Here is a 25,637-nt window from a genome sequence, read left to right as displayed (position 1 = left end):
GAACAGCAAATATACTAAAAATGTTATCATCTGTACTAATTTTGTTTCATACAAAAACAAAAGGAAAAAATGGCACGGGCAATTGTACATATGGATTTGGATACCTTTTTTGTATCCTGCGAAAGGCGCACCAACTCAGAACTCAATGGAATTCCGCTTATTATAGGTGGCGGAGACCGCGGTGTTGTTGCTTCTTGCTCTTATGAAGCCCGCAAATTTGGAGTGCGCTCTGCGATGCCAATTCGCATGGCGTTAAAACTTTGCCCAGATGCTAAAGTAATGAAAGGAGACATGGAATTATATTCGCAATTATCTCATGATGTTACTGAAATTCTTCAGGAAAAAGCGCCTGTTTTAGAAAAAGCCAGCATCGATGAATTCTATATGGATATTACCGGAATGGATAAATTTCACGGAAGTTATAAATGGACAAATGAATTGGCACAAAAAGTAATTAAAGAAACAGGACTTCCTATTAGTTTTTCATTATCAATCAATAAAACTGTTTCTAAAATTGCAACCGGAGAAGGCAAACCTGTCGGAAATCTTGAAATTCCAGAACAAAAAGTTCAGGACTTCTTAAATCCGCTTTCGATACAGAAAATACCAATGGTTGGAGCAGTTACTTTTCAGCTTTTGTCCCGAATTGGCGTTCGTAAAATTCAGACTTTGGCAGAAATGCCTGCTGAGGTTTTACAGCAAATGATTGGTAAAAATGGTCTGGAACTTTGGAAAAAAGCGCACGGAATTGACCACACGCCTGTTGAACCTTATGCCGAAAGAAAATCAATTTCGACTGAAACCACTTTTTCTCAGGATACAATTGATCTTGCAAAACTGAGAAGAATATTATTAGGAATGGTCGAAAAACTGGCATTTCAGCTTCGTGCAGAACAATGGCTGACTTCGACTGTTACCGTTAAAATACGTTACGCCAATTTTGATACTGAAACCAAACAATGCCGAGTAGCTTATACTTCGGCCGATCATATTTTGACTAAAAACGTAATAGAACTTTTTGAAAAAGTGTATCAGCGTAGAATGCGTCTGCGTTTGATTGGCGTTCGCTTTAGCGGATTGGTACGCGGCACTTATCAAATTGATCTTTTTGAAGATACACAGGAAATGCTATCCCTTTATGAAGCTATGGATAAAATGAAAAGCCGTTATGGTTTTGACGCCGTAATGCGTTGTGCCGGAGCTCATTTTAAACCAAATACTAAAGACGAAATTTTAAAACGCAAGAAATAATGTATCTCAATTGTCATTCCTACCATTCATTACGTTACGGCACAATTCCGCTTAAGGAATTGATTGCTGAAGCCGTTTTGCATGGCCTAAAAGCAATGGCATTGACAGATATTAATACCGTTACAGGAATTTACGATTTTATAAAAGCGTGTCAGGAAAAAGAAATTAAACCATTGGTTGGAATAGAATTTCGATGCAATCATCAATTCCGATATATTGGTCTTGCTAAAAATGCAGAAGGCTTAGCAGAGATGAACAGATTCTTAACTGACCATAATTTCAGCGGAGAAACTTTGCCTTTGCGTGCTCCAAAATTCAAATCGGTTTTTGTGATCTATACTTTAGAAAATGCTCCCGAAACACTTTTTGAAAATGAATTTATCGGAGTTCGTCCCGAAGAAGTTTCAAGTCTTTTAACTTCAAAACATAAAAATAAAATCTCCAAAATGGTGATTTTACAGCCTGTTACTTTTAGCAATAAAAAAGAATATAACCTGCATAAAGTACTTCGTGCTATTGATACGAATATTATTTTATCGAAACTTACAGAAGCTGATTATTGCAAAGTTTCTGATGTGATGAAACCAATAGAATCTCTTTTGCCTTTTTATGAAAAATACCCTGAAATTATTTTAAATACACAACGTATCATTGACGAGTGTAATTTTCAATACGATTTTTCGGCTAAAAGAAATAAAAAGTTCTATACTGAAAACCGTCAAAAAGATTTAGAAAAACTAACCGAATTGGCTTGGGAAGGATTCTACAAACGTTACGGAAACGAAAATATTGAAGCAAAAGCTCGCGTAGAAAAAGAATTAAAAGTTATTGATGAATTAGAATTCAGTGGTTATTTTTTAATCACTTGGGATATTATTCAATATAGCAATAGCCAAGGTTTTATGCACATTGGTCGCGGAAGCGGTGCCAACAGCATCATTGCCTATTGTCTCGGAATTACCGATATCTGCCCTATTGAACTCGATTTATATTTTGAACGCTTTTTAAATCTAAACCGTAAAACACCACCCGATTTTGATATTGACTGGAGTTGGCAGGAGCGTAACACAATTTTAGAATATATCTTTGGAAAATACGGTAAAGATCATGTTGCTTTTTGCGGAACGAACGTCGAGTTTAAATATAGATCCATTTTTAGAGAAGTCGGAAAAGTTTTTGGTCTTCCTAAAGAAGAATTAGATCTTTTGGCAAAAAATCCAGAAGAACTTCATCCAACAAACAAAATTGTAAAATTGGTTCAGGAATACGGAAAAATGATGCAGAAATATCCCAACCAACGAAGTATGCATGCGTGTGGAATTTTGATTTCTGAAGAACCAATTACGAATTATACACCATTGGAAATGCCTCCAAAAGGATTTCCAATTGTGCTTTTTGATATGCACATTGCCGAAGAAATTGGTTTCGACAAATTTGATATTCTAAGTCAGCGAGGCATTGGCCATATTGACGACAGCGTAAAACTGATCGCCAAAAACCGAGGTATAAAAGTAGATATTCGAGATACTTCAATCTCTAAAGACGAGGCTGTTTGCAATTCTTATTTAGCAAAAGGAAATACGATTGGCTGTTTTTATATCGAAAGTCCTGCGATGCGAGGATTATTGCGTCGACTAAATTGTGATAATTATAAAATTCTGGTTGCCGCGTCGTCTATTATTCGTCCCGGAGTAGCACAATCAGGAATGATGAAGGAGTATATTTTCCGTCATAATAACCCAACTCAGTTTGAGTATTTTCATGAGGTTTTCAAGGAACATCTTGGCGAAACTTACGGCATTATGGTTTATCAGGAAGATGTCATTAAAATTGCCCAGCATTACGGCGGACTTCCCGCTCCTGACGGTGATATTCTTCGTCGTGCCATGTCGGGAAAAGGAAGATCTTTGGAAGCGTTGCAAAAAGTAAAAGATAATTTCTTTGCGAGCTGTGCTCAAAAAGGGCATCCTGAAACTTTGAGTCAGGAAATTTATCGCCAAATTGAATCTTTCGCAGGATATTCTTTTTGCAAGGCACACTCGGCTTCTTATGCGGTCGAAAGTTATCAGAGTTTATATCTGAAAGTCAATTATCCTGTTGAATTTATGACGGCAGTAATCAACAATCAGGGCGGATTTTACAGAACTGAAGTGTATGTACACGAAGCAAGAATGTCTGGCGGAACAATTCATAATCCGTGTGTGAATAAAAGTGAATATCAGACCACTTTGTATGGTACAGATATTTATTTAGGTTTTATGCACATTCAAAGTTTAGAATCTAAAATCGCGCATTTAATTGAAGAAGATCGAAATAAAAAGGGTGATTTTAATTCTCTGGAAGATTTTATCAACCGAATTCCAATTGGAATCGAAGGCGTTAAAACTATGATTTTCATTGACGCTTTTCGTTTTACAGGAAAAACCAAAAATCAGCTTTTGGTAACTGCCAGTCTACTGTTGAATAATTTTAAACCTGAAAATAGAGATTTAAAATTACTGCAGGAACCAGTCAAAGAATATAAACTCCCAACATTGGAACGTTCTGTTTTTGAAGACGCTTTTGACGAAATTGAGCTTTTGAGTTTTCCTGTTTCCTGTACGGTTTTTGATCTTTTACAAACCAAACATCGCGGTGATGTGATGGCTAAAGATTTAGTTCAATATCATAAAAAACAAGTTAGAATGCTGGCCTATCTCATTTCCAGAAAACACGTCCCAACCAAAAAAGGAACCATGTATTTTGGAACCTGGATCGATCATGAAGGCACTTATTTTGACACAGCACATTTTCCTGATAGTTTAGAAAAATATCCATTTCAGGGAGGAGGCTGTTATCTTTTGTTAGGAAATGTTGAGGTTGATTATCATTTTCCGACCATTACGATTCTCAAAATGGCAAAAATGCCTTTTATTCCAGATCCGCGCTATATGGATTCGAAAGATCAATATAGAACACAAAACCAAATTAAAGAAGATATAAGCCTTACTCATAGAAAACCTTATCCGCAGGGACATGAAATTAATTTGCCGAGACACCGAATGAAGTTTTAAATAAGTAGAATGATTTAACACATAGAAAAATAGTTTATTAGCTTGTAGAAATGCCATTTTTAACTTTAAATCTATGTGTTAAATTTTAAATAACTAAAGAACAACTTACGTTATATAAAGATGAAAAATACGGAATATGCTATAGTCGATATTGAAACCACAGGCGGAAATGCCAGTGGCAGCCGCATTACAGAAATTGCGATCATTATTCATGATGGTAAAAATGTACTGGATCGTTACGAAACACTTGTAAATCCCGAACAGGACATACCTCCTTCTATTTTTGGATTAACGGGCATTAATAACGAAATGGTAGCCAATGCGCCAATCTTTGACGATATTTCTGAGAAAGTTTTGGAAATGCTTACTGATCGCATTTTCGTTGCACATAATGTCAATTTCGATTATTCATTCGTTCATCATCAGCTGGAACAAGCCGGCTTTAAATGGTCCGCCAAAAAGCTTTGTACGGTTCGCGCTGCCAGAAAAATCAAACCTGGATTGGGTTCTTACAGTTTAGGGAATCTTTGCAATTCTTTAAATATCAATTTAGAAAACAGACACCGTGCCGGCGGAGATGCAGATGCTACTGCACTTTTGTTTTCTCTTTTGCTAGAATGGGACGATGCTGGAGAAATCGAAAAAATGATTAAAAAAACAGCACAGGACCAGCGCTTGCCTCCTAATCTTCCGCCAGATGATTTCAATAATTTACCCGATAAACCCGGCGTGTATTATTTCTACAATCAGGCAAAAAAAGTGATTTATGTTGGAAAAGCGATTAATTTAAAAAAACGTGTTTCTTCTCATTTCAGTGGTAATAATATCAATCCGCAGAGACAACATTTTCTGAGAGATATTCACGGAATTTCTTTTGAAATCTGCGCTACTGAATTAATGGCGCTTCTTTTAGAATGTACCGAAATCAAAAAACTTTGGCCGACTTATAATAGAGCCTTAAAACGCTTTGAAGCTAAATTTGGTATTTATCAGTACGAAGCTAGAAATGGCTACAAATATCTCGCTATTGGCAAAGTAAGTAAGTTTCAGGTTTGCATTCATGAATTTAGCAGTTTGCATGAAGGCATCAATTTACTTCGAAATCTTGCCGAACGTTTTGAAATCGATCATCGTTTCTGCAAATATTCAAGATCTGAAGAGGGAGATTTTTTCTATAATAATAGTCCTCAAAGTCTTCCCGATGCTATAATGCATAATGCACAAGTCGATAATGCCATTGATTATCTATTGAATAACAGACCTTCTTTTGCCATTATTGACAAAGGAAAATCAAAAGAAGAACGCAGCTGTATTTGGATCGAAAACGGGCATTTTTATGGCATGGGATATCTTCCTTCTGATGTTTCGATTCATGAGCCTTCAGACGTAAAAAATTATGTTACGCCCTATAAAAGCAATCAATATATTGAGCAACTGATTTTTTCTTATGCAGAAAAGCATCCTAGAAAAGTATTCTTTAAAAAGCATTTCTTAGTCTAAAATCAAAATTAGAGAAAAATAGAGCTGTAAAAATCAAAATTATGACACTATTTACCGACACCGAATTATTTACCACTGGGCACGGAGGTAAAAAAATATTTGATCTTCCGGATTGCGAACTAATTCTGATTGAAAATTTCTTCAGCAAAGAAGAATCGGATTCTTTTTATGAAAGAATACTGCGTAAAACGAAATGGAGAGAATATGAAATGGAAATTTATGATAAAACCTATACTGTTCCCAGAATGATTGCGTGGTACGAAGATAAAGACAACGAAGGAGCAGATCCAAACGGACCTGATTGGACGTATGAATTATTAAAAATCAGAAGTCGCGTGGAAAAAGAAACCCAACTCGATTTTAACAGTCTTCTGTTAAATTTATACCGAAACGGAAAAGACGGCGTAGGCTGGCATAGTGACCGAGAAGACAAATCTGGCAAAGATCCAATTATAGCTTCTGTGACTTTTGGAGAAACCAGAATGTTTAAACTTCGCCACAAATTTAGAAAGGATATTCCATTGGTTGAAATTCCGCTTCATCATGGATCTTTCCTACTGATGGCGGGGACTACCAATAGTTTTTGGCAACATCATGTACCCAAAACAGCGCGCAAAGTTTTGCCTAGAATAAATTTAACTTTTAGGCAAACGCAACGTAATACGTAATGCATTCAGAACTAAAAACTAGCTGATTTATTAGCTTAATTTCAACGAGGAAAATTCTGTCGAAAAAAGTTAAAATACTGATTGTATGAACGTTTTATTAGGCTGAACCTTCCTTTTTTACTATTTTTGCAACCTTTTAAAAAAATATAATACCGTAATGGCTTATTCAAACAACGATTTAGCGCGCTTCTTAGATGCGCAAAACAAACTTTATCTTACTGCTCTTTCTGAAATAGGAAAAGGGAAAAAAGAGACGCATTGGATGTGGTTTATTTTTCCTCAAATTAAAGGATTGGGCAAAAGCGATACTGCAAATCTTTATGCCATTAATGATTTAAAAGAAGCTTCAGATTATTTGGAACATCCTATTCTAGGAAAACATTTAATTGAAATTTCAGAATTGCTATTGACCTTTAAAATGAAATCGGCTGATGGAATTTTTGGAGACTTAGATGCCCGAAAATTACGTTCTTGCATGACTTTGTTTTCTTTGGTAGAAAATGCAAATCCGATATTTCAGGAAATTCTGGAAGCTTTCTTCTCTGGAGAAAACGATCCGCTTACTTTGTCTATTATTAATTCAACTATAAAATCTGTTGATGAACCAGTTACAATATAACTCGAGTTTACAGCGATTATTTACATTTAAAAGACACTAATTCTAGTGTCTTTTTTTTGTTTACAACTACATCATTTGCTAAAATCAAGATCTTAATTTGTTTATTTAAAAATAATTAGCATTAACTTGCATAATCAACCTCAAATCTAAACCAAATTATGACTGAAAAAATCAGAACCTTACAAATTATTCATTTTGGCATTTGTGCCGGGACAATTATTGTATATTTCATTGTAGGAGATATTTCATTAGAAACACTAAATATTCCTGCTATTGACTCGAATTCAATACTATATCTTCTTATTCCGATTCTTGCCTTTGTTTCAAGCAGCATATTATTTAAAGCCCAATTAAAACAGATCGACCCGAAACTAAAACTCGAAGACAAGCTTCCCGTTTACCAGACTGCTTCTATTATGCGATGGGCGGTTCTTGAAGGCGCCGCTTTTTTGATATTATTCATTAAACCCGAATTCATCTTGTTTGGAATACTTCTCATTGTTTATCTTCTTTATTTAAGACCAACCGAAGAAAGAATTACGAATGATTTATCTAATTCTTAAAACCTATAAAGCAAAAAAAAAGCATCTTGAAAGATCAAGATGCTTTTTTTATTAAATTTTAATTGAAGCTAAAATATTATTCACTTGGTTTTGTTAAATAATACACTGGAATTCCAGTTAACATAATTAATACTCCCCAACCACAGGTTGAGAATTTTGTAATTAATAACGAAATACAAATTGCTGATGCTACAACAATATATAACATTGGTAAAAACGGATATCCAAATGCTTTATAAGGTCTTTCTGCATCAGGCATTTTTTTTCTTAGAATAAAAATTCCGTAGATCGTAAGTATGTAAAAAATCAATACAATGATAATTACAAAATCAAGCAAATCTCCATATTTCCCTGTCAAGCACAAAGCCGAAGCCCAAATACACTGTGCCCAAAGTGCCCAAGCAGGAACGCTCGAACTGTTTAAAACAGCTGCTTTTTTGAAAAACAAACCATCTTTTGCCATAGTATAATATACTCTCGCACCAGCCATAATTAATCCGTTATTGCAGGCAAAAGTTGAAATCATAATCATAATTGCAATAATAAGCGCTCCAATATTTCCAAAAATATAATCTGAAGCCACAACTGCAACACGATCAAATTTTGCTGTTGCTATTTCATCAAACGGTACTACAGCCAAATACATAAGATTTGTCACAACATAAAGAGAAGTCACAATAAAAGTTCCTAGAAACAGACTAAGTCCCACGTTTCGTTTCGGATTTTTAATTTCACCAGCAATAAAAGTCACACCGTTCCAAGCATCACTAGAGAATAAAGATCCAACCATTGCCGCTGAAATTCCAGAAATCAAAGCTGTTCCACTAATTGGCAGCCATGATCCGCTTTCTTTGTTAAATGTTTTTGTGCTCCATCCGTCTGCCCAGTTTGCATCCCAAACAGAAGCTTTCGCGGCAAGCGTTAATCCGAAAACGACTAATCCAAGAAGCGACAAAATTTTAATTATTGTTAAAACAGTTTGTAGAATTTTTCCATTTTTTACCCCTCGACTATTAATAAAAGTCAGAATGATAATGGTTAAAATCGAAACTAGTTGAGCTGCATTCAGTTTAAAAGCACCAAGTTGGTAAAGAATATTTTCATCACTTAGCGGTTCATACAAATAAGCAGCAAATTTAGAAAAAGCCACTCCTACAGCCGCAATAGTTCCGGTCTGAATAACTGCAAAAAAACTCCAGCCATACAAAAAGGCAATCAGCTTGTTATAAGCTTCTTTTAGGTAAACGTATTGGCCTCCCGCTTTTGGGAACATAGCACTCAATTCGCCGTAACTGACTGCTGCGACAACGGTAATAAATCCAGACAAAAGCCAGATTAAAGTAAGCCATCCTGCCGAACCTACTTGTCTAGCGATATCGGCGCTTACAATAAATATCCCGGATCCGATCATAGAGCCAACCACAAGCATGGTTCCGTCTAAGAGTCCGAGTTCTCTTTTAAAATGTTCTTGGTCGTTTTCTTGCATTTTTATTGGTTTAAGTTGGCTAAAGATATACTTTTTTCTGAAATCTTAATCTTTAAATTATAAATTCTATATATTCTTAAAAAAGATCATATTTATCAAGATTTAACCCAAATCTTTATTAAAATCTTTTGGGCGTATCTCATCGAAAAAGACTGGTCGGGCTATCCACTTTATCTTTTATGGTGAACCCCACCATAAAAGGATGCCTCTCCTATCCCTCACGCAAACAAAAAGTGCATTCAAAAACGATATATAAACCAACATTAGTAATTCCAACTTTTATATATTTGATTTTTACGAATTGCCTAATGAAAAATAAAGAACTTGAAAAGAATGGAAGAAATAATCAATAAAATTGCTCAAGACAAAGTGGATTTCAATATTGGTTTAGAACTATTATTGGAAAAGAATAGTTTTGACAAGATTTTTGAAACACTTCAAGTTTATATTCTAAACTCTATTCCAAATAAAACCGATTATAATTCAGAAACTTATCAAAGAGCAATAAATACTATTCCTCTAAAACCAACTTATACGCCAATTGTAATCTTAAAAAGTTTTTCCACTAAAATTGCTTTCAATAAATTGGCTTCATTACCCAAAAATGAAAATAAAAAAGTAATAATCTCTTTACTTTGGATTTTTAAAATTACAGATACAGAAAGAAGAAATACAGAATGCAAAAATGGTTGTGGTCATTTTTGGCATGAACTTGACTAAAGATTCTTAATAAACATATTAGCTTTTAAGATAAATGAGATGTACCATATCTTCCTTTAGAAGCAAAAGAAATTTTCTTTAACTTTAAAAGAAAAAGAAAATCATGACTTGGGATCCGAAAAAATACAATGAGTTTAAAGAAGAACGTTCTAAACCGTTTGATGATCTAACAAGTCATATTATTGACAAACCCAATCTGAAAGTTGTAGACCTCGGATGCGGAACGGGTGAACTTACCCAAAAATTGCATCAAAAATTAACTAATCCGTTTGTTCTTGGCATTGATAATTCTGCTGAAATGCTGGCAAAAGCTCCAGTGCAAGAAAATCTTGAATTTAAAGAAAAAACGATTTTAGAGCAGATCAACGACGAAACCAAATGGGATTTAATTTTTTCGAACGCCGCATTGCAATGGATTGATAACCACAACGAACTTTTTCCGAAAATTATCTCCCGAATAAATCCAGGCGGACAACTGGCAGTCCAGATGCCACAGCAAAATGAAAACATCTTGAATAAAATACTTCTACAGCTTGTTCAAGAAGAGCCTTTTGCCACATATCTCAAAAATTGGACACGTCCTTCTCCAGTATTGACTTTAGATGAATACGCAAAAATCCTGTTCGAAAATGGCGGCAACAATTTGGTTCTTTACGAGAAAGTTTACCCTATAATTTCTAATAAAAAAGATGATTTTTTTAACTTCATTTCAGGCTCTGCATTAACTGTATATCAAGAAAAATTGGGAGAAAAGGAATTTGCAGCATTATCAGCTGAATTCAAAAAAAGAATAGATACTTATTTTCCAATAGTCCCGTCTATTTACGCCTTTAGAAGATTGATTATTTATGCTAAATTTTAATCAAACAATTCAGCTCAACTACTAATCAACACTTAAACAAAAACACTAGCATTAGAACTTTTTTCACTTTCATAACATCTTTTTTGCAAAAATCATAAGATAAATTTTATTATATTTGAGAGAATCATTTTATAAGCATTTATAAATAGCAAAATATCTTAACAAGTGTTTAACAAAACGTGAATTAAATTATCCCCCATAATTTTTCATTCATACTTGCAGAACACGCAAAAGGCACGTTTTATTAACCTACTAATTTTAAGATTATGTCTAAATTGCAAGCTTTAAAAAATTTTCGTTTTCCAAATGTTTTCATTCTTATTTTAATAGTATTCATTTCGTGCGCATTATTAATCTGTATCAATTTTTTTACTATTAAAATCTTATCAGCAAATAGGGCTTACGTAAATGGGGAATCACATTATTCTAAAGGACAAAAAGATGCATCTAGACATTTAATTACCTATTTATTCACCAAAAACCACGCACAATGGAAATTGTATCTCGAAGAATTAAAAGTACCACAAGGAGATGGCATTGCACGAGTTACACTATTGAAAGCTGGAGATAATGAAATTGCACGAAAAGGATTTTTAACTGGCCGAAATAATGAAGATGATTTAGATGATATTATATGGCTATTTGAAAACTTTAAAAATGTGGAATTTTTATCTAAAGCCATAAATGAATGGGGACAAGGAGATAAACTAATTTTCGATTTATTTGTTATTGGCCAGCAGATTAACGCCAAAATTGAGCATGACATTTTAACTGCTGAAGATCAGAAGAAATATTTAAAAGAAATAAGTGCGATAAGTGACCGATTAACGGTTAACGAACGGAATTTTTCGAACACATTAGGAGAAGGAACACGAAAAATAAAGGATTTACTAATTATCACAAATATCTTTTTCATTTTGGTTATAGTATGCAGCGTTTGTCTTTATTATTCGATAATGGTAAAAAGACTATTAGTTTCGAAAAAAGAAATAGAGGTAAAAAATGAAAACCTTGTTACCGTAAATCGAGAATTGGACCGATTTGTTTACAGCGCATCACACGACTTGAGATCTCCTATTACTTCATTAAAAGGTCTTATCGAAATAACAGCATTAGAAGATGATGTGGAGCAGGTTCGAAATTATTTGCAAATGATGCATCAGAGCCTAGCAAGGCAAGATCAATTTATTAGCGATATTATTGATTACTCTAAAAACAAAAGAAAACAAATAATAATGGAGCCTGTGAGTTTAAAAGAGCTTTGCAATGAAGCTATTCAACAATTAATGCATATTGAAAATGCAAACAAAATTAAATTCACACAAGAGCTTTTAGTGGATCATATTGAAAGTGATGGGCTTCGTTTAAAAATTATCATTAACAACCTGCTTTCTAACGCTATTAAGTATGCAGATTGTAACAAGCCAGAAATGTTTATTACGATAAAAACTTATTTTAGTGACGGTTTAAATAAACTTGAAGTGACAGATAATGGAATCGGAATTCATGACGATTACAAAGCGAATATTTTTGATATGTATTTTGGAACAAATAAAAACAAAGGCTCTGGCCTAGGTTTATATATCGTAAAAGAAGCAGTTGAAAATATCAGAGGTGATATTTCTGTTTTTTCCGAAAGCAGTGTGGGAAGTAAATTTATAGTAACAATACCAAATTCTTATGCCGTATAGATCTCAATTTATAATTATAGAAGACAACTTGATTGATCAATTTGTCATTAAAAAGCTACTGAAAAAAGGGCTTGATGTTAATCCTGTTTATATTGCAAACAATGGAAGGGAAGGTATGAACTGGATTCTAAAAAATCAGAATCAAAACCCATTGATTATTCTTTTAGACATTCAAATGCCTGTTATGGATGGATTTGAATTTTTGAAAGAATTTGACAATCTCCCAGAAGATGTAAAAGAAAATATCGAAATTTTTGTACTCTCTTCTACTTTAGATAGTGACGAAATCAAAAAAGTTAAAGAAAATAAATATGTATCTGATTTCTGGAATAAACCTTTTAGATTAGAAACATTAAAAAGTGTTTTTCTTGAAGCTTAATTCAAAACACGATTTACTTGAGAAAAAGCTCTTGTGTAATACGGCTCTTTTGTTGAGGAAATCATAACGCCTCCATGAGTAGATGAATGCACGAATTTAATCTCGCCATCAACATTTTCAACAACCATACCTACGTGATTTATATGGCGTCTACCATTGGTTCTAAAGAAAATTAAATCTCCTTTTTGCGCCTCGTCTGAAGCTACTTTTGTTCCTATTCGAGATTGTTCTATTGAACTTCTAGGCAATTTAATATCAAAATTTCCAAAAGTGCAAAACATTAATCCTGAACAGTCAAAACCTGCTTTTGTTGTTCCACCTGATCTATATCTAATACCTATATTCCCTGTTGCACTTGCTATAAGCTGATCAATTAATCCAGAATAATCTCCCGTCCTCACAATAGTTGAATCTCTTTTTATATCTGGAGCCGTTTCTGCTATTTGACCAGAAGAAGCATCTCCTTGCACATTAGCTTCTTGCAAAGTTTTTGTTGCTTGAATAGCATCTGCTTTTTCTTTTGGAACACGAATTTTCAACAAATATCCAACTGGCACTTTTCCTTTAATTGATGGATTCTGGCGTTCTAGTTCTGCAACCGTAATTCCATATTCTTTAGAAATGCCATATTTTGTTTCTTTGGTTTTCACTTCTCTTATAAACTCTACATCCGTCGAAACCACTTCCGAACTAACAGGAGTATCACTTGGTGAACTACTATTTGACACTAAATTATTTGAAGGAATATTTATTTGCTGTCCGATTTTTAAGCCTTCGCTTTCCAGAGATGGATTCGCTTTCTTTAAATCATCAACAGAAACATTATATTTTTTAGAAATCCCCCAAAGCGTTTCTTTGGAAGCCACTTCATGAGTACCAGAAGAAGTTACAGAAGAAGTAGTATTATCTGCAACTTCAACATTTTTATTTTTTGTCTTTGCAGCAGTTTTATTTTTGTTCGGAATTAAAAGAGTGGAATTTAGTTTTAATATTTTAGGAGCATTCGGATTTGCATCTGCAATGTCTTTTACTTTTACTCCATATTTTTTAGCAATAACAGAAAGGTTATCTCCTTGTGAAATTTTGTGCTTAATAAAATTATCTTGCGCAAAGGCTCCAACACTGAAAAAAAACAATACTATTATTAACCTGTAAACCATACTCTCTTTCTTAAAGTTTTTACAACTTTTTCTATATTATACATTAATACCAACTCAAAAAAGACAAATATATTGCCTTAAAAGCGAATTTAACTTTTTAAAGTAAAAAAACCTGTGTTTTTAACAATTATTTTACCTCGAATTAACAGTCTCGGAATAGAAATTAATTCAACTTTTTGAAAGGCAGTTTTTTACAAAAAATATATTTTTTTATTAAATTTAACCTAATAAAAAAACTAAGATATTTTGAAAAAACTATTCTATATCATCATTTTCTTTCCTTTTATTATAAATGCACAAATTATAAAAGGGATGGTCATTTCTCGAAAAAACAAAAAAGCTTTAGAAGACACCAACATTACAAGCATATCAGGAAGTTTTGGAACTTTAACGAATAGCAATGGTGAATTCACTTTAAAACTCCCTTCTAATTTCAAAGATCAAGATAGTTTACAATTTTCGCATATTGGATTTATTACCACAAAAATTGCTTTAAGCGATTTAAAAAAAACAGACTTCAAAATTCTTCTTCAAGAAAATGTAGAAAATTTAGAAGGCTTAGTTATTCGAAAAAACCACAAATTAAGATTAAAATCTAAATTGAATACAACCAAATTAGCTCCTTTGCAATATAGAATTACCTCTTTTGGATCAGTTTTACAAGACAATAAAATCTATATTATAGGAGGAGATGCAAGTTATAAAACAGATCCTTGGGAAAAAGTCAAACGAGAACGGCCAGATTTTACCTTGAAAGATTACCTCCGAGAAATTCGCACTAATCCAAATTATTTCTCTTATAAAGGAAATTTACTGGTATATGACATTCAAAATAATTCTTGGGAAGAATCAAATCTAAAATTCAACAAAAGAGCTTACCATAACCTCAATTATTACGAGGGTAAAATCTATATTTTAGGAGGGAAAAAGATTTCCGATAATGGAGTTTTTGAATATCTACAAAATGAGATTGAGGTATTTGATACTAAAAAACAAAGTATCACAATTGATAAAACAAATCCGCATCAAGCATCTAATGCTGCTACATTTACTTATAATGATAATATAATTGTGATTGGTGGTTCAATAAAAATGAATGACAAAGACAAAAAAACATTTACAAATAAAGTACATCAATACAATATCACTTCGGGCTATTGGTATGAGCTTGCAAGTATGCCTGTGGCCAAAGAAACTTCAGGCGTTCTAATAGCTGATAAAATTTATTTAATTGGAGGAAGCAATGAAAATTCTTTATCTCAAATTGAAACTTTTGATCTCAAAACTGAAAAATGGCAGACTGAAGGTGAATTATTTGCAGGATTAGAAAGACCAGCTGTAACCTTTCATGAAAATATAATTTATTTCTTTGAAAACAATCAGATCTACCTGTATGACATTAAAACAAAACAATTAAAAGAATATCTGGTTGACATTCAATTAAAAAATTCCAGTATGCATTATTACAATAACAAATTATACATACTTGGTGGAACTCTTCAAAATGATTATTCAAACACTCCTTCTCAAAACATTTATAGCATTGACATGGAAGAATTTGACAAAACACAACTCAATCATATCAAAGTTTTGTCATCCGGCTTGAATTTCTCTACCGCAAATTAGCAAAGTAAATTAATCATAATAAAAATGCCCTGTAAAAACAGGGCATTTTGCAATATATAAGTGTAACATTAAGCTTTTCCAGCTGCAATTAAGTTTAATGCAGAACCTGCAACAAACCAACCAATCTGTCCTTCGTTATATGTATGGTTAGCCAAGATAATATCTTTTGTACCATCTGCATGAACAAATTCTAATGTTAAAGGTTTGCCAGGAGCAAATTCTGTTAAATCTAAGAAGTTGATTGTATCATCTTCTTGAATTTTATCATAATCTGCTTCATTTGCAAAAGTCAATCCTAAAAGACCTTGTTTTTTAAGATTAGTTTCATGGATACGAGCAAAAGATTTTACCAATACCGCCTTTACACCTAAGAAACGAGGTTCCATAGCCGCATGTTCACGAGAAGACCCTTCACCATAGTTATGATCTCCAACTACGATTGACGGAACTCCAGCCGCTTTGTATGCACGAGCTACAGCAGGAACAGCATCATATTGACCTGTCAATTGGTTCTTAACAGAGTTTGTTTTTTGATTGTAAGCATTTACAGCTCCGATCAACATATTGTTTGAAATGTTATCTAAATGTCCGCGGAAACGCAACCATGGTCCGGCCATAGAAATGTGGTCAGTTGTACATTTTCCGAATGCTTTGATTAACAATTTAGCTCCTGCAATATTTTTTCCATCCCAAGGATCAAATGGAGCCAATAGTTGCAAACGCTCTGAAGTTGGATTAACTACGACTTGAACATTTGATCCGTCTTCAGCTGGCGCTTGGAATCCTGGATCTTCAGCGTAGAAACCTTTAGCAGGAAGCTCATCTCCTGTTGGCTCTTCAAGCATTACTTCTTCACCATCTTCGTTGATTAATTTATCTGTTAATGGATTAAATCCTAAATCACCTGCAATAGCCAAAGCAGTCACCAATTCAGGAGAACCTACGAAAGCTAAAGTATTTGGGTTACCATCGGCACGTTTTGAGAAGTTACGGTTGAAAGAATGCACAATAGTATTTCTTTCTTCTTTCTCTGCCCCTTCTCTATCCCACATACCAATACATGGTCCGCATGCATTTGCAAATACAGTTGCATTGATTTTATTAAACGTATCAATAAATCCGTCTCTTTCTATTGTAGAGCGCACTACTTCAGAACCTGGCGTAATTGTAAATTTCGCCTTCGTTTTTAAGTTTTTAGCAGCTACTTGTTTTGCCAAAGAAGCTGCACGAGAAATATCCTCGTAAGATGAGTTTGTACAAGAACCAATCAAACCATACTGAACTTGTAATGGCCAGTTATTTTTGATTGCCTCTTCTTTCATTTTAGAAATTGGAGTAGCCAAATCTGGTGTAAAAGGACCATTTAAGTGTGGCTCTAAAGTAGATAAGTTGATTTCAATTACTTGATCAAAATATTTTTCAGGATTAGCATATACTTCTGCATCTCCTGTTAAATAAGGAGCAATTTTATCTGCTGCATCAGCAACATCTGCTCTATTTGTAGAACGAAGGTAACGCCCCATTGAATCATCGTAGCCAAAAGTCGAAGTTGTAGCTCCAATTTCAGCTCCCATATTACAAATAGTTCCTTTACCCGTACAAGACATTGCTTTTGCACCTTCTCCAAAATATTCTACGATTGCTCCAGTACCACCTTTTACAGTAAGAATACCAGCAACTTTAAGAATAACATCTTTTGGAGCTGTCCAGCCAGATAGTTTACCAGTTAATTTAACTCCGATCAATTTAGGGAATTTAAGTTCCCAAGCCATTCCAGACATAACATCTACAGCATCTGCCCCACCTACACCAATTGCCACCATTCCTAAACCACCTGCATTTACAGTGTGAGAGTCGGTACCAATCATCATTCCTCCTGGGAAAGCATAATTTTCAAGTACAACTTGGTGAATAATTCCAGCTCCTGGCTTCCAGAAACCGATTCCGTATTTATTAGAAACTGACGACAAGAAATCAAAAACCTCATTACTTTGAGTTTTAGCTCTAGCCAAATCTGTTGCAGCATCTACTTTTGCCTGAATCAAGTGATCACAGTGAACCGTTGTAGGCACTGCCACTTTAGATTTACCTGCATGCATAAACTGCAATAAGGCCATTTGTGCTGTCGCATCTTGACAAGCAACGCGGTCCGGTGCAAAGTCAACATAATCAATTCCTCTTCCAAACGCCTTAGTCGGATTTCCGTCCCAAAGGTGATTGTATAAAATTTTCTCTGTTAAAGTAAGCGGACGTCCAACAATTTCTCGCGCTTTATCAACTCGCGCTGGCATGTTTTCGTACACTTTTTTAATCATTTCGATATCAAAAGCCATAGATTTTTTGTTTTTTATTATTCTTTTTTGAACATGACAAGTTACAAAAAATAGAACAATTATTACTAAAAAAGCCCGAGTTTTACGACTCGGGCTTTTAAAATATTAATAAATAATCTTTTGATTACATAACTAATTGTTTGTTAGAAGGAGCAAACTTAGTTAAGTTGATTCCGTCTACCGCTGCAGTATATTCTTCCATAGTTGGAGTTCTACCTAAAATTGTAGAAAGAACCACGACTGGAGTAGAAGAAAGCAATGATTCACCTTTTTTACCTTCAGCATCTTCTACAACTCTACCTTGGAAAAGACGTGTTGAAGTTGCCATTACAGTATCTCCTTTAGCCGCTTTCTCTTGGTTACCCATACAAAGGTTACATCCTGGACGCTCTAAGTATAACATGTTTTCGTATTCAGTACGAGCTGCACCTTTAGGAGCGTTATCATCAAATTCGAAACCTGAGTATTTTTGTAAAACTTCCCAGTCACCTTCAGCTTTCAATTCATCAACGATGTTGTAAGTTGGAGGAGCAACTACAAGAGGCGCATTAAATTCTACTTTTCCTGTTTGTGCTTCAACGTTTTTCAACATTTGAGCAAGGATTTTCATATCTCCTTTGTGAACCATACAAGAACCAATAAATCCAAGATCTACTTTTTTCTCTCCACCATAGAAAGATAATGGTCTAATAGTATCGTGAGTATAACGTTTAGAAACGTCTTTATTATTAACATCTGGGTCAGCAATCATTGGCTCAGCAATTTGATCCAAATCAACTACAACTTCAGCATAATATTTAGCGTTTGCATCTGGAGTTAAAGCTGGTTTTTCTCCAGATTTAATTTCTGCAATTCTCTTATCTGCTTTGTTGATTAAACCTTGAAGAACTTGTCTGTCGTTATCCATTCCTTTATCGATCATGATTTGGATTCTGCCTTTAGCAATTTCCAATGATTCGATCAAAGTATCATCTTCTGAAATACAGATAGAAGCTTTTGCTTTCATCTCTGCAGTCCAGTCTGTAAATGTAAATGCTTGATCAGCAGTAAGAGTTCCGATGTGAACCTCAATGATTCTTCCTTGGAATACGTTCTCACCATTGAATTGCTTAAGCATTTGAGCTTGTGTAGCATGAACCACATCACGGAAATCCATATAACCTTTCATATCTCCTTTGAAAGTCACTTTTACAGATTCTGGAATTGGCATAGAAGCCTCTCCCGTAGCCAATGCAAGAGCAACAGTTCCTGAGTCAGCACCAAAAGCAACACCTTTAGACATTCTCGTGTGAGAGTCACCACCGATAATGATTGCCCATTCGTCGATAGTAATATCATTAAGTACTTTATGGATTACGTCTGTCATTGAGTGATAAACACCTTTTGGGTCACGAGCGGTGATCAAACCGAAGTTGTTCATGAACTTCATCAATTTAGGAATGTTAGCCTGAGCTTTTTTATCCCAAACAGAAGCAGTATGACAACCAGATTGGTAAGCACCATCAACAATTGGAGAAATAACTGTGGCTGCCATAGACTCTAATTCTTGAGCCGTCATAAGACCTGTAGTATCTTGAGAACCTACAATGTTTACTTCTACACGAACATCTGATCCTGCGTGTAAAACTTTTCCTGGAGCAATACCTACAGCATTTTTGTTGAAGATTTTTTCAACTGCAGTTAAACCTTGTCCCTCGTTAGAAATTTCTTTAGACGGAGCAAATACAGCTGGAGCTTCAATATCTAAAACTTTTGCAGCAAATGTTTGAAGTTTTTTACCAAATACAATTGCATACGATCCTCCAGCTCTAATGAACTCTTTTTTCTGAGGAGTAAATGATCTAGAAATATCAATTAATTCTTGATCACCGTTGTATAATTTTTTAGTTTGAGTATTAATAGTCAGAACAGTTCCTGTAGCAACAGAATAAGCTTGCTCAAGAATTGGTTCGTTGTTCTCGTTCAATACTGGTTTTCCGTCTGAATCTAATTTTTTAACCCAGTTTTTAAGGTCAATTCCAATACCTCCTGTTACGTCAACCGTAGTAAGGAAAATTGGCGAAATACCATTTGTTCCTCCAACAATTGGAGCAATATTTACGAATGGAACATACTCACTTGCTTGTTTTCCTGTCCAAAGTGCCACGTTGTTTACACCTGACATTCTAGAAGAACCAACACCCATTGTTCCTTTTTCAGCAATTAACATTACGCTTGCATCTGGATGTTTTGCTTGTAATGCTTGAATTTCCTCTTGTGCTTGAGGAGTGATCATACATTTACCATGAAGTTCACGATCTGAACGAGAGTGAGCTTGGTTTCCTGGAGAAAGCAAATCTGTAGAGATATCTCCTTCACCAGCGATATAAGTAACAACTTTAATTTCTTCTGCTATTTCTGGAAGTTTAGTGAAGAATTCAGCTTTTGCATAACTTTCAATGATTTCTTTAGCGAATGAGTTACCAGCTTTGAAAGCTTCTTTCAAACGATCAGTATCTGCATCGTAAAGGAAAACTTGCGTTTTAAGAACATCTGCAGCTTGCTGAGCAATCGCAGCATCATTTCCTAAAGCTAAATCTAATAATACCTCAATAGAAGGTCCACCCTTCATGTGTGATAATAATTCAAAAGCAAAAGTCGGAGTGATTTCTTTTACTACAGATTGACCTAAAATAATTTCTTTTAAGAACTTAGCTTTTTCACCTGCGGCACTTGTCGTACCTGGTAAAGTATTGTAAATAAAAAACTTAAGAGAGTCTTCGCGATTTGCGTTATCAACATCTTTAATTTGAGCAATGATTTCGCTTAATAATTCAGCTCCATCGATTGGTTTAGGGTGTAACCCTTGATTTTTTCTTTCTTCAATTTCTTGAAGGTAATCCTGATAAATATTCATAATAAAAGCGGATTTATTTTTTTGAGGCAAATTTAAGCATTAAACCCGATAATTAAAAAAAATATAATAGAACAAGCCTTTTCAAAAATTATTATTGCTAAAAAACGATTTTCACTGCTTGTTTTTGCTAAAAAATCAATTTTGAATTAAAATAATGAATTATTAACATTTAAAGATCTTTTCTTTAACAAAGTCGAAATTCGATGTTATAAAGCAAGTAAGTTTTTACCTCAATTTTCACAAAGAATCTTTCTAAATAAGCAATTATAACGTTATAGTTGGTCTATTTACCGTCATTTGAGCTTCGCCGATCGATTTTAAAATTCCAGACTAAAACAAAAAATCCCGATAATAGCTTATCGGGATTTAGTAAATATATTTTGTAGAAATTACATCAGTTTTTTAATGATTGTTTCTTCTGTAATTCCTTCAGCATCTGCTTTATAATTTTTAATAATTCTATGACGAAGGATTCCTGTTGCCACTGCCTGAACATCTTCAATATCTGGCGAAAACTTTCCATTGAAAGCAGCATGCGCTTTCGCTGCCAAAATTAAATTTTGCGAAGCTCTTGGTCCCGCTCCCCAATCTAAATAATTTTTCACAAAGTCGTTAGTCAAACTATTATCTGGACGTGTTTTGCTTACTAGTGTTACGGCATATTCAATAACATTGTCTGCAACTGGAATTCTACGGATTAAATGCTGAAAATCGATTATTTCCTGTGCAGTAAACAACGGGTTAATTTCTGTTTTAACATCAGATGTTGTTCTTTTTACTACTTGAACTTCTTCTTCAAAAGTTGGATATTCTAATTTAATAGCAAACATAAAACGGTCTAACTGAGCTTCTGGCAAAGGATAAGTTCCCTCCTGCTCAATTGGGTTTTGAGTTGCCAAAACAAAATATGGCAAATCTAATTTGTGATGCTGGCCAGCAATAGTTACCGATCTCTCCTGCATAGCTTCCAACAACGCTGCTTGAGTTTTTGGAGGTGTTCTGTTGATCTCGTCAGCTAGAATGATGTTAGAGAAAATTGGCCCTTTAATGAATTTGAAGTTTCTATTTTCATCCAAAATTTCACTTCCTAAAATATCGGAAGGCATTAAATCTGGTGTAAACTGAATTCTTTTAAAATCTAGACCTAACGCCTGAGACAAAGTATTTATCATCAAGGTTTTTGCCAAACCAGGAACTCCAATTAAAAGTGCATGTCCTCCAGAAAATATACAAAGTAAAATTTGATCAACAACGGCGTCCTGCCCTACAATGATTTTCGCTATTTCTTTTTTTAATTCGTTTCTTTTTTGAACTAAATTGTGAATTGCTGTTACGTCAGACATTTATGAATGTATTTAAAATTAAAAAGAGTTAATTCTATGAAATCATAAAACTAACTCTTTTTATTTATTTATTAAAACTTATTTTTTCAACCAATTGTTCGCAAAAGTACAATCTTTATACTCTCCAATGATTTTGATGTAAGTATCTTTAATTTTAGTATCAAACCATTTTGCAATTGCATTGATCTGCTTTTCTTTTAATGCTAATTCTTTAATCTTAGTATAATCTTTAGCATAATCAGCAGTGTGCTCGTCAATTCTATTTGTAACAGTAATTAACTTATATGTCTTTTTACCTTTGTCATCCGTATTTAAAAGTGGTTGAGAAACTTCGTCTCCTTTTAAATTTGAAACTTGGCTATACAAAGTCGGATCCATTTTTGTCAATTCAAAACGAGTATCTTGTGTTGTTGGATTCACCAATGTTCCACCGTTTGTTCTAGTCTCTTTTTCGTCAGATTCTGTTCTTGCAGCTTCAGCAAAAGTTATCTCTTTATTAACAATTTTATTTCTAATATTGGTAATTCTTTCTTTTGCTTCTTTTAAAGCCGCTTCTGATACGGTTGGAGCAATCAAAATATGACGAAGCTCAACTTCCTGCCCTTTAATTTTTTCTACCATAATAATATGATATCCAAAAGTTGTTTCAAATGGCTCTGAAATTTCTCCAGCCTGCAAACTAAACGCTACATCTTTAAATTCTTTAACAAAAGGAGTTTTTCTTGTCATTTTGTAATACCCTCCATTTGGTGATGATCCTGGATCTTGAGAGTATAAAACGGCTTTTGTAGCAAAACTAGAACCTTCAAGAACATCTTTTCTTATAGCATTTAATCTATCAATTACTTTTTGCTTGTCTTCTTTAGAAATTTTAGGTTCTACAACAATTTGTGCTACTTCCATTTCGGCTCCAAAAGTTGGCAATTCATCTTTTGGGATTTTCTTAAAGAAATTACGAACCTCTTCTGGAGTAATCTCAACATCTTTTACAATCTTATCTCTCATCTCCGAAGCCAATTTTTGCTCCTTCAAGATGTCAGCAAAATAAGTTTTAAATTCTTCTACAGAGCTTTTTTTATAGTACTCAACTACTTTATTGATGTCACCAACTTGTTGTGTCATATAATTCAGACGCTCTTCCATCATGCTTCTAACTTCAGCATCGCTCACAATAATACTATCTTGAATGGCTTGGTGAGCATATAATTTATCCTCTAAAAGTTTACCAAGCATCTGGCATCTTGTAATATCTTTTACAGATCCGCCTTGCGCAGTAATTTCCAAAAATCCTTTATCGATATCAGAATCTAAAACAATATAATCTCCTACTGTAGCAATAATTCCATCGATCTTCAATTTCCCACCAGAAGGAGTTTCAACTGGCTTTTGAGCAACAACATCAGGAATAATTTCTTGCGCTGTGATAATTGGAGTTAAAAAAAGAAAAAAACAAACTGTTAGTGCAAACTTGAAATCAATTGTTTTTAGCTGTAATTTTTTTAATAACATTATTTTAATTTTTATTTGAATGTAAAGCCTTTTTTAGATAATCCCTCTAAAATTACATATGTCCGACATAAACATAAATAATTAAAGTATAGTTCTTTCGTAACTTATAACGAACAAAAATAACAATTCAATTACATAATCCAACTATCCGATATACTATTAACAAAAAATTATAGGATAGTTCTATAATAGTATACCAAATCAGTTATTTCAATTTTCATAATACAACGAAAGGCATCTTTATAAATCCTTCTAAAATTTGAATTTTAATAGCGAATAAACACTTAGTTATAAGCGCTCTAAAAAAAAGTTCTCAACACTACAACGTTTTCGTGAAGGGTTGTTTTCTTACAAATTAAAATTAAATCAAAAAAAAATTACTTTAGATGCGTAATTATCATTTTACAGTATTAAAAAATAACAATTTTTACTTTTTTAAAGCTTGAATTTGACAATTACAAAACTCACTATTTAACTTAACCACATCTATTATGAAAAAACCTATTTTAAAATTATGCCTTATTACGGCATTCACTGGACTGTTGTATTCGTGTTCTCAGAACGAAATGAGCGAATCCGATTCAAAAGCTGAAAGCCAAAATTTTAAAGTCATTGATGTTACGCATCACGATGGAAAACCGTTTAGCACAGGAACTTCCAATTCTTCTTCAACAGGAAAATATGTCGATAATCCTGGTGGAGGTGTGATGATGCAAGCTTTTTATTGGGATGTTCCTTCTGGAGGAACTTGGTGGAATACCGTAAGCAGTAAAGTTACGGCTTGGGGTAATGCTGGAATTGGTTCTATCTGGTTACCGCCAGCTTCAAAAGCACAAAACGGAGCATTTTCTATGGGATACGATCCAACAGATTATTTTGATTTTGGAGATTACAATCAGAATGGAAGTATTGAAACCAGATTTGGGTCAAAAACTGAATTAGTAAATCTAATCACAGCTGCTCACAACGAGAACATCAAAGTTTATGCAGATATCGTAATCAACCATAACAGTGGCGGGCAATCTGAAGCAAATCCGTTTACAGGAACAAATACTTGGACTAATTTTACAGGAGTTGCTTCAGGTAAATTTCCTCGTAACTATAATGATTTTTATAAAAACAGCTATGGAAATAATGACGAAGGATCTTTTGGAGGTTTCCCTGATCTATGTCACGCTGCGCCAAATGTACAAAACTGGTTGTGGTTGCGTACTGACGGAGTTGGTAAATATTATAAAAACACTATGAAATTTGATGGCTGGAGATTCGACTATGTAAAAGGTTTTGGTGCATGGGTTGTAAATTCATGGAATGCCAATGTTGGCGGATTTTCTGTTGGAGAATTATGGGATTCAAATGTAAATGTCTTAAATGACTGGGCAAACGCTGCCAATAGTTCTGTATTTGACTTTGCTTGTTACTACAAAATGAATGATGCATTTGATGGAAACAATCTTGCTCTTTTGAATGATGATATGATGTGGAAACGTAATCCATATAAAGCGGTAACTTTTGTAACCAATCATGATACAGATGAAATCTGGAGCAAAATGTTAGCTTACTCCTATATATTAACTCATGAGGGTTATCCAACAATTTTCTATAGAGATTATGAAGAATGGCTAGACAAAAACAAACTGAATAATCTAATTTGGATTCATAATAACAAAGCAACTGGAACAACTTCTATTTTATATTCTGATAATGATGAATATGTTGCAAGAAGAAATGGCTACAACGGCAATCCTGGATTAGTAGTTTACATTAACAATTCAGATGTTTGGCAAGAAAGATGGATTCAGACCAATTGGGCTAATACTCAAATTAAAGATTTTACAGGAAACTCATCTTGGTATCCAACAACTCAAGCAGACAAATGGGTAAAAATACAATGTCCTCCTAAAGGATATTCAATTTGGTCAATTAATCAGTAATTTTAAAAATGACTATTTAAGGCTGTTGCAAAAACAGCCTTATT

At 33.9% G+C, this 25,637-nt stretch carries 18 protein-coding genes; 12 read left to right on the top strand and 6 right to left on the bottom strand.

The genetic code is table 11. The annotated features are described in order from the left end of the window. Window positions 1-69 precede the first annotated feature (69 nt). The 6 genes from dinB to DMA14_RS00680 all read left to right on the top strand — a co-directional run bounded on the left by dinB (window position 70) and on the right by DMA14_RS00680 (window position 7,654). The gene (gene dinB, locus DMA14_RS00705; RefSeq protein WP_111422338.1) at window positions 70-1,251 is read left to right on the top strand and encodes a DNA polymerase IV; all 1,182 of its coding nucleotides are present in this window, start codon (window positions 70-72) and stop codon (window positions 1,249-1,251) included. Next, the gene (locus tag DMA14_RS00700; RefSeq protein ID WP_111422336.1) at window positions 1,251-4,304 is read left to right on the top strand and encodes a DNA polymerase III subunit alpha; all 3,054 of its coding nucleotides are present in this window, start codon (window positions 1,251-1,253) and stop codon (window positions 4,302-4,304) included. The genes dinB and DMA14_RS00700 overlap by 1 nt, the downstream gene beginning before the upstream one ends. 120 nt (window positions 4,305-4,424) lie before the next feature. Next, complete coding sequence (locus DMA14_RS00695) at window positions 4,425-5,804, top strand: exonuclease domain-containing protein (protein ID WP_111422334.1); 1,380 nt, start codon at window positions 4,425-4,427, stop codon at window positions 5,802-5,804. 41 nt (window positions 5,805-5,845) lie between these two features. Then, window positions 5,846-6,472, top strand: coding sequence for an alpha-ketoglutarate-dependent dioxygenase AlkB family protein (locus DMA14_RS00690; protein ID WP_111422332.1), 627 nt, complete (start codon window positions 5,846-5,848; stop codon window positions 6,470-6,472). Window positions 6,473-6,629: 157 nt separating this feature from the next. Further along, window positions 6,630-7,091, top strand: a complete 462-nt coding sequence (locus DMA14_RS00685) for a DUF1810 domain-containing protein (RefSeq protein ID WP_111422330.1) — start codon at window positions 6,630-6,632, stop codon at window positions 7,089-7,091. Window positions 7,092-7,249: 158 nt separating this feature from the next. After that, window positions 7,250-7,654, top strand: a complete 405-nt coding sequence (locus tag DMA14_RS00680) for an MFS transporter (protein WP_111422328.1) — start codon at window positions 7,250-7,252, stop codon at window positions 7,652-7,654. A 76-nt stretch (window positions 7,655-7,730) separates the two neighbouring features. On the opposite strand, the gene DMA14_RS00675 is transcribed toward DMA14_RS00680, so the two are convergent. After that, window positions 7,731-9,140, bottom strand: coding sequence for an APC family permease (locus tag DMA14_RS00675; RefSeq protein WP_111422327.1), 1,410 nt, complete (start codon window positions 9,138-9,140; stop codon window positions 7,731-7,733). A gap of 333 nt (window positions 9,141-9,473) precedes the next feature. Here DMA14_RS00675 and DMA14_RS00670 point away from each other — a divergent pair, with 333 nt between their 5' ends. The 4 genes from DMA14_RS00670 (at window position 9,474) to DMA14_RS00655 (ending at window position 12,792) form a co-directional block, all read left to right on the top strand. Continuing rightward, a complete protein-coding gene (locus tag DMA14_RS00670; RefSeq protein WP_111422325.1) occupies window positions 9,474-9,860 on the top strand; it encodes a DUF5958 family protein in 387 nt (128 codons plus the stop codon). Window positions 9,861-9,963: 103 nt separating this feature from the next. Further along, a complete protein-coding gene (locus tag DMA14_RS00665) occupies window positions 9,964-10,722 on the top strand; it encodes a methyltransferase domain-containing protein (RefSeq protein WP_111422323.1) in 759 nt (252 codons plus the stop codon). A 266-nt stretch (window positions 10,723-10,988) separates the two neighbouring features. Then, a complete protein-coding gene (locus tag DMA14_RS00660; RefSeq protein WP_111422322.1) occupies window positions 10,989-12,413 on the top strand; it encodes a sensor histidine kinase in 1,425 nt (474 codons plus the stop codon). Then, window positions 12,403-12,792 carry a response regulator gene (locus DMA14_RS00655; protein ID WP_111422320.1) on the top strand — a complete coding sequence of 130 codons (390 nt, stop codon included), beginning with the start codon at window positions 12,403-12,405 and terminating at the stop codon, window positions 12,790-12,792. The genes DMA14_RS00660 and DMA14_RS00655 overlap by 11 nt, the downstream gene beginning before the upstream one ends. Here the strand turns inward: DMA14_RS00655 and DMA14_RS00650 are convergent. Then, complete coding sequence (locus DMA14_RS00650; RefSeq protein WP_111422318.1) at window positions 12,789-13,952, bottom strand: C40 family peptidase; 1,164 nt, start codon at window positions 13,950-13,952, stop codon at window positions 12,789-12,791. The two genes, DMA14_RS00655 and DMA14_RS00650, sit on opposite strands and share 4 nt — an antisense overlap. A gap of 246 nt (window positions 13,953-14,198) precedes the next feature. Here DMA14_RS00650 and DMA14_RS00645 point away from each other — a divergent pair, with 246 nt between their 5' ends. Beyond that, a complete protein-coding gene (locus DMA14_RS00645) occupies window positions 14,199-15,578 on the top strand; it encodes a Kelch repeat-containing protein (RefSeq protein WP_238989898.1) in 1,380 nt (459 codons plus the stop codon). A 68-nt stretch (window positions 15,579-15,646) separates the two neighbouring features. Here DMA14_RS00645 and DMA14_RS00640 read toward each other — a convergent pair whose 3' ends face one another. The 4 genes from DMA14_RS00640 to DMA14_RS00625 form a co-directional block, all read right to left on the bottom strand. Beyond that, complete coding sequence (locus DMA14_RS00640) at window positions 15,647-17,911, bottom strand: aconitate hydratase (protein WP_111422314.1); 2,265 nt, start codon at window positions 17,909-17,911, stop codon at window positions 15,647-15,649. 124 nt (window positions 17,912-18,035) lie between these two features. Then, window positions 18,036-20,807 (bottom strand): bifunctional aconitate hydratase 2/2-methylisocitrate dehydratase, encoded by a 2,772-nt coding sequence (locus tag DMA14_RS00635; protein WP_111422312.1) that lies wholly within the window; start codon window positions 20,805-20,807, stop codon window positions 18,036-18,038. A gap of 389 nt (window positions 20,808-21,196) precedes the next feature. Beyond that, a complete protein-coding gene (locus DMA14_RS00630) occupies window positions 21,197-22,150 on the bottom strand; it encodes an AAA family ATPase (RefSeq protein ID WP_111422310.1) in 954 nt (317 codons plus the stop codon). Between the two features lie 78 nt (window positions 22,151-22,228). Further along, window positions 22,229-23,659 carry a peptidylprolyl isomerase gene (locus tag DMA14_RS00625; protein ID WP_111422308.1) on the bottom strand — a complete coding sequence of 477 codons (1,431 nt, stop codon included), beginning with the start codon at window positions 23,657-23,659 and terminating at the stop codon, window positions 22,229-22,231. A gap of 491 nt (window positions 23,660-24,150) precedes the next feature. Between DMA14_RS00625 and DMA14_RS00620 the strand changes: the two genes are divergently transcribed. Further along, complete coding sequence (locus DMA14_RS00620) at window positions 24,151-25,593, top strand: alpha-amylase (RefSeq protein WP_111422306.1); 1,443 nt, start codon at window positions 24,151-24,153, stop codon at window positions 25,591-25,593. Window positions 25,594-25,637: the final 44 nt, after the last annotated feature.

Origin of the sequence: Flavobacterium sharifuzzamanii (genome assembly GCF_003254585.1) — a bacterium.
In the GTDB taxonomy this organism is placed as follows: Bacteria; Bacteroidota; Bacteroidia; order Flavobacteriales; family Flavobacteriaceae; genus Flavobacterium; species Flavobacterium sharifuzzamanii.
Note: the sequence above shows the minus strand (reverse complement) of the source record. Positions and strands in the feature narration are given on the sequence as shown.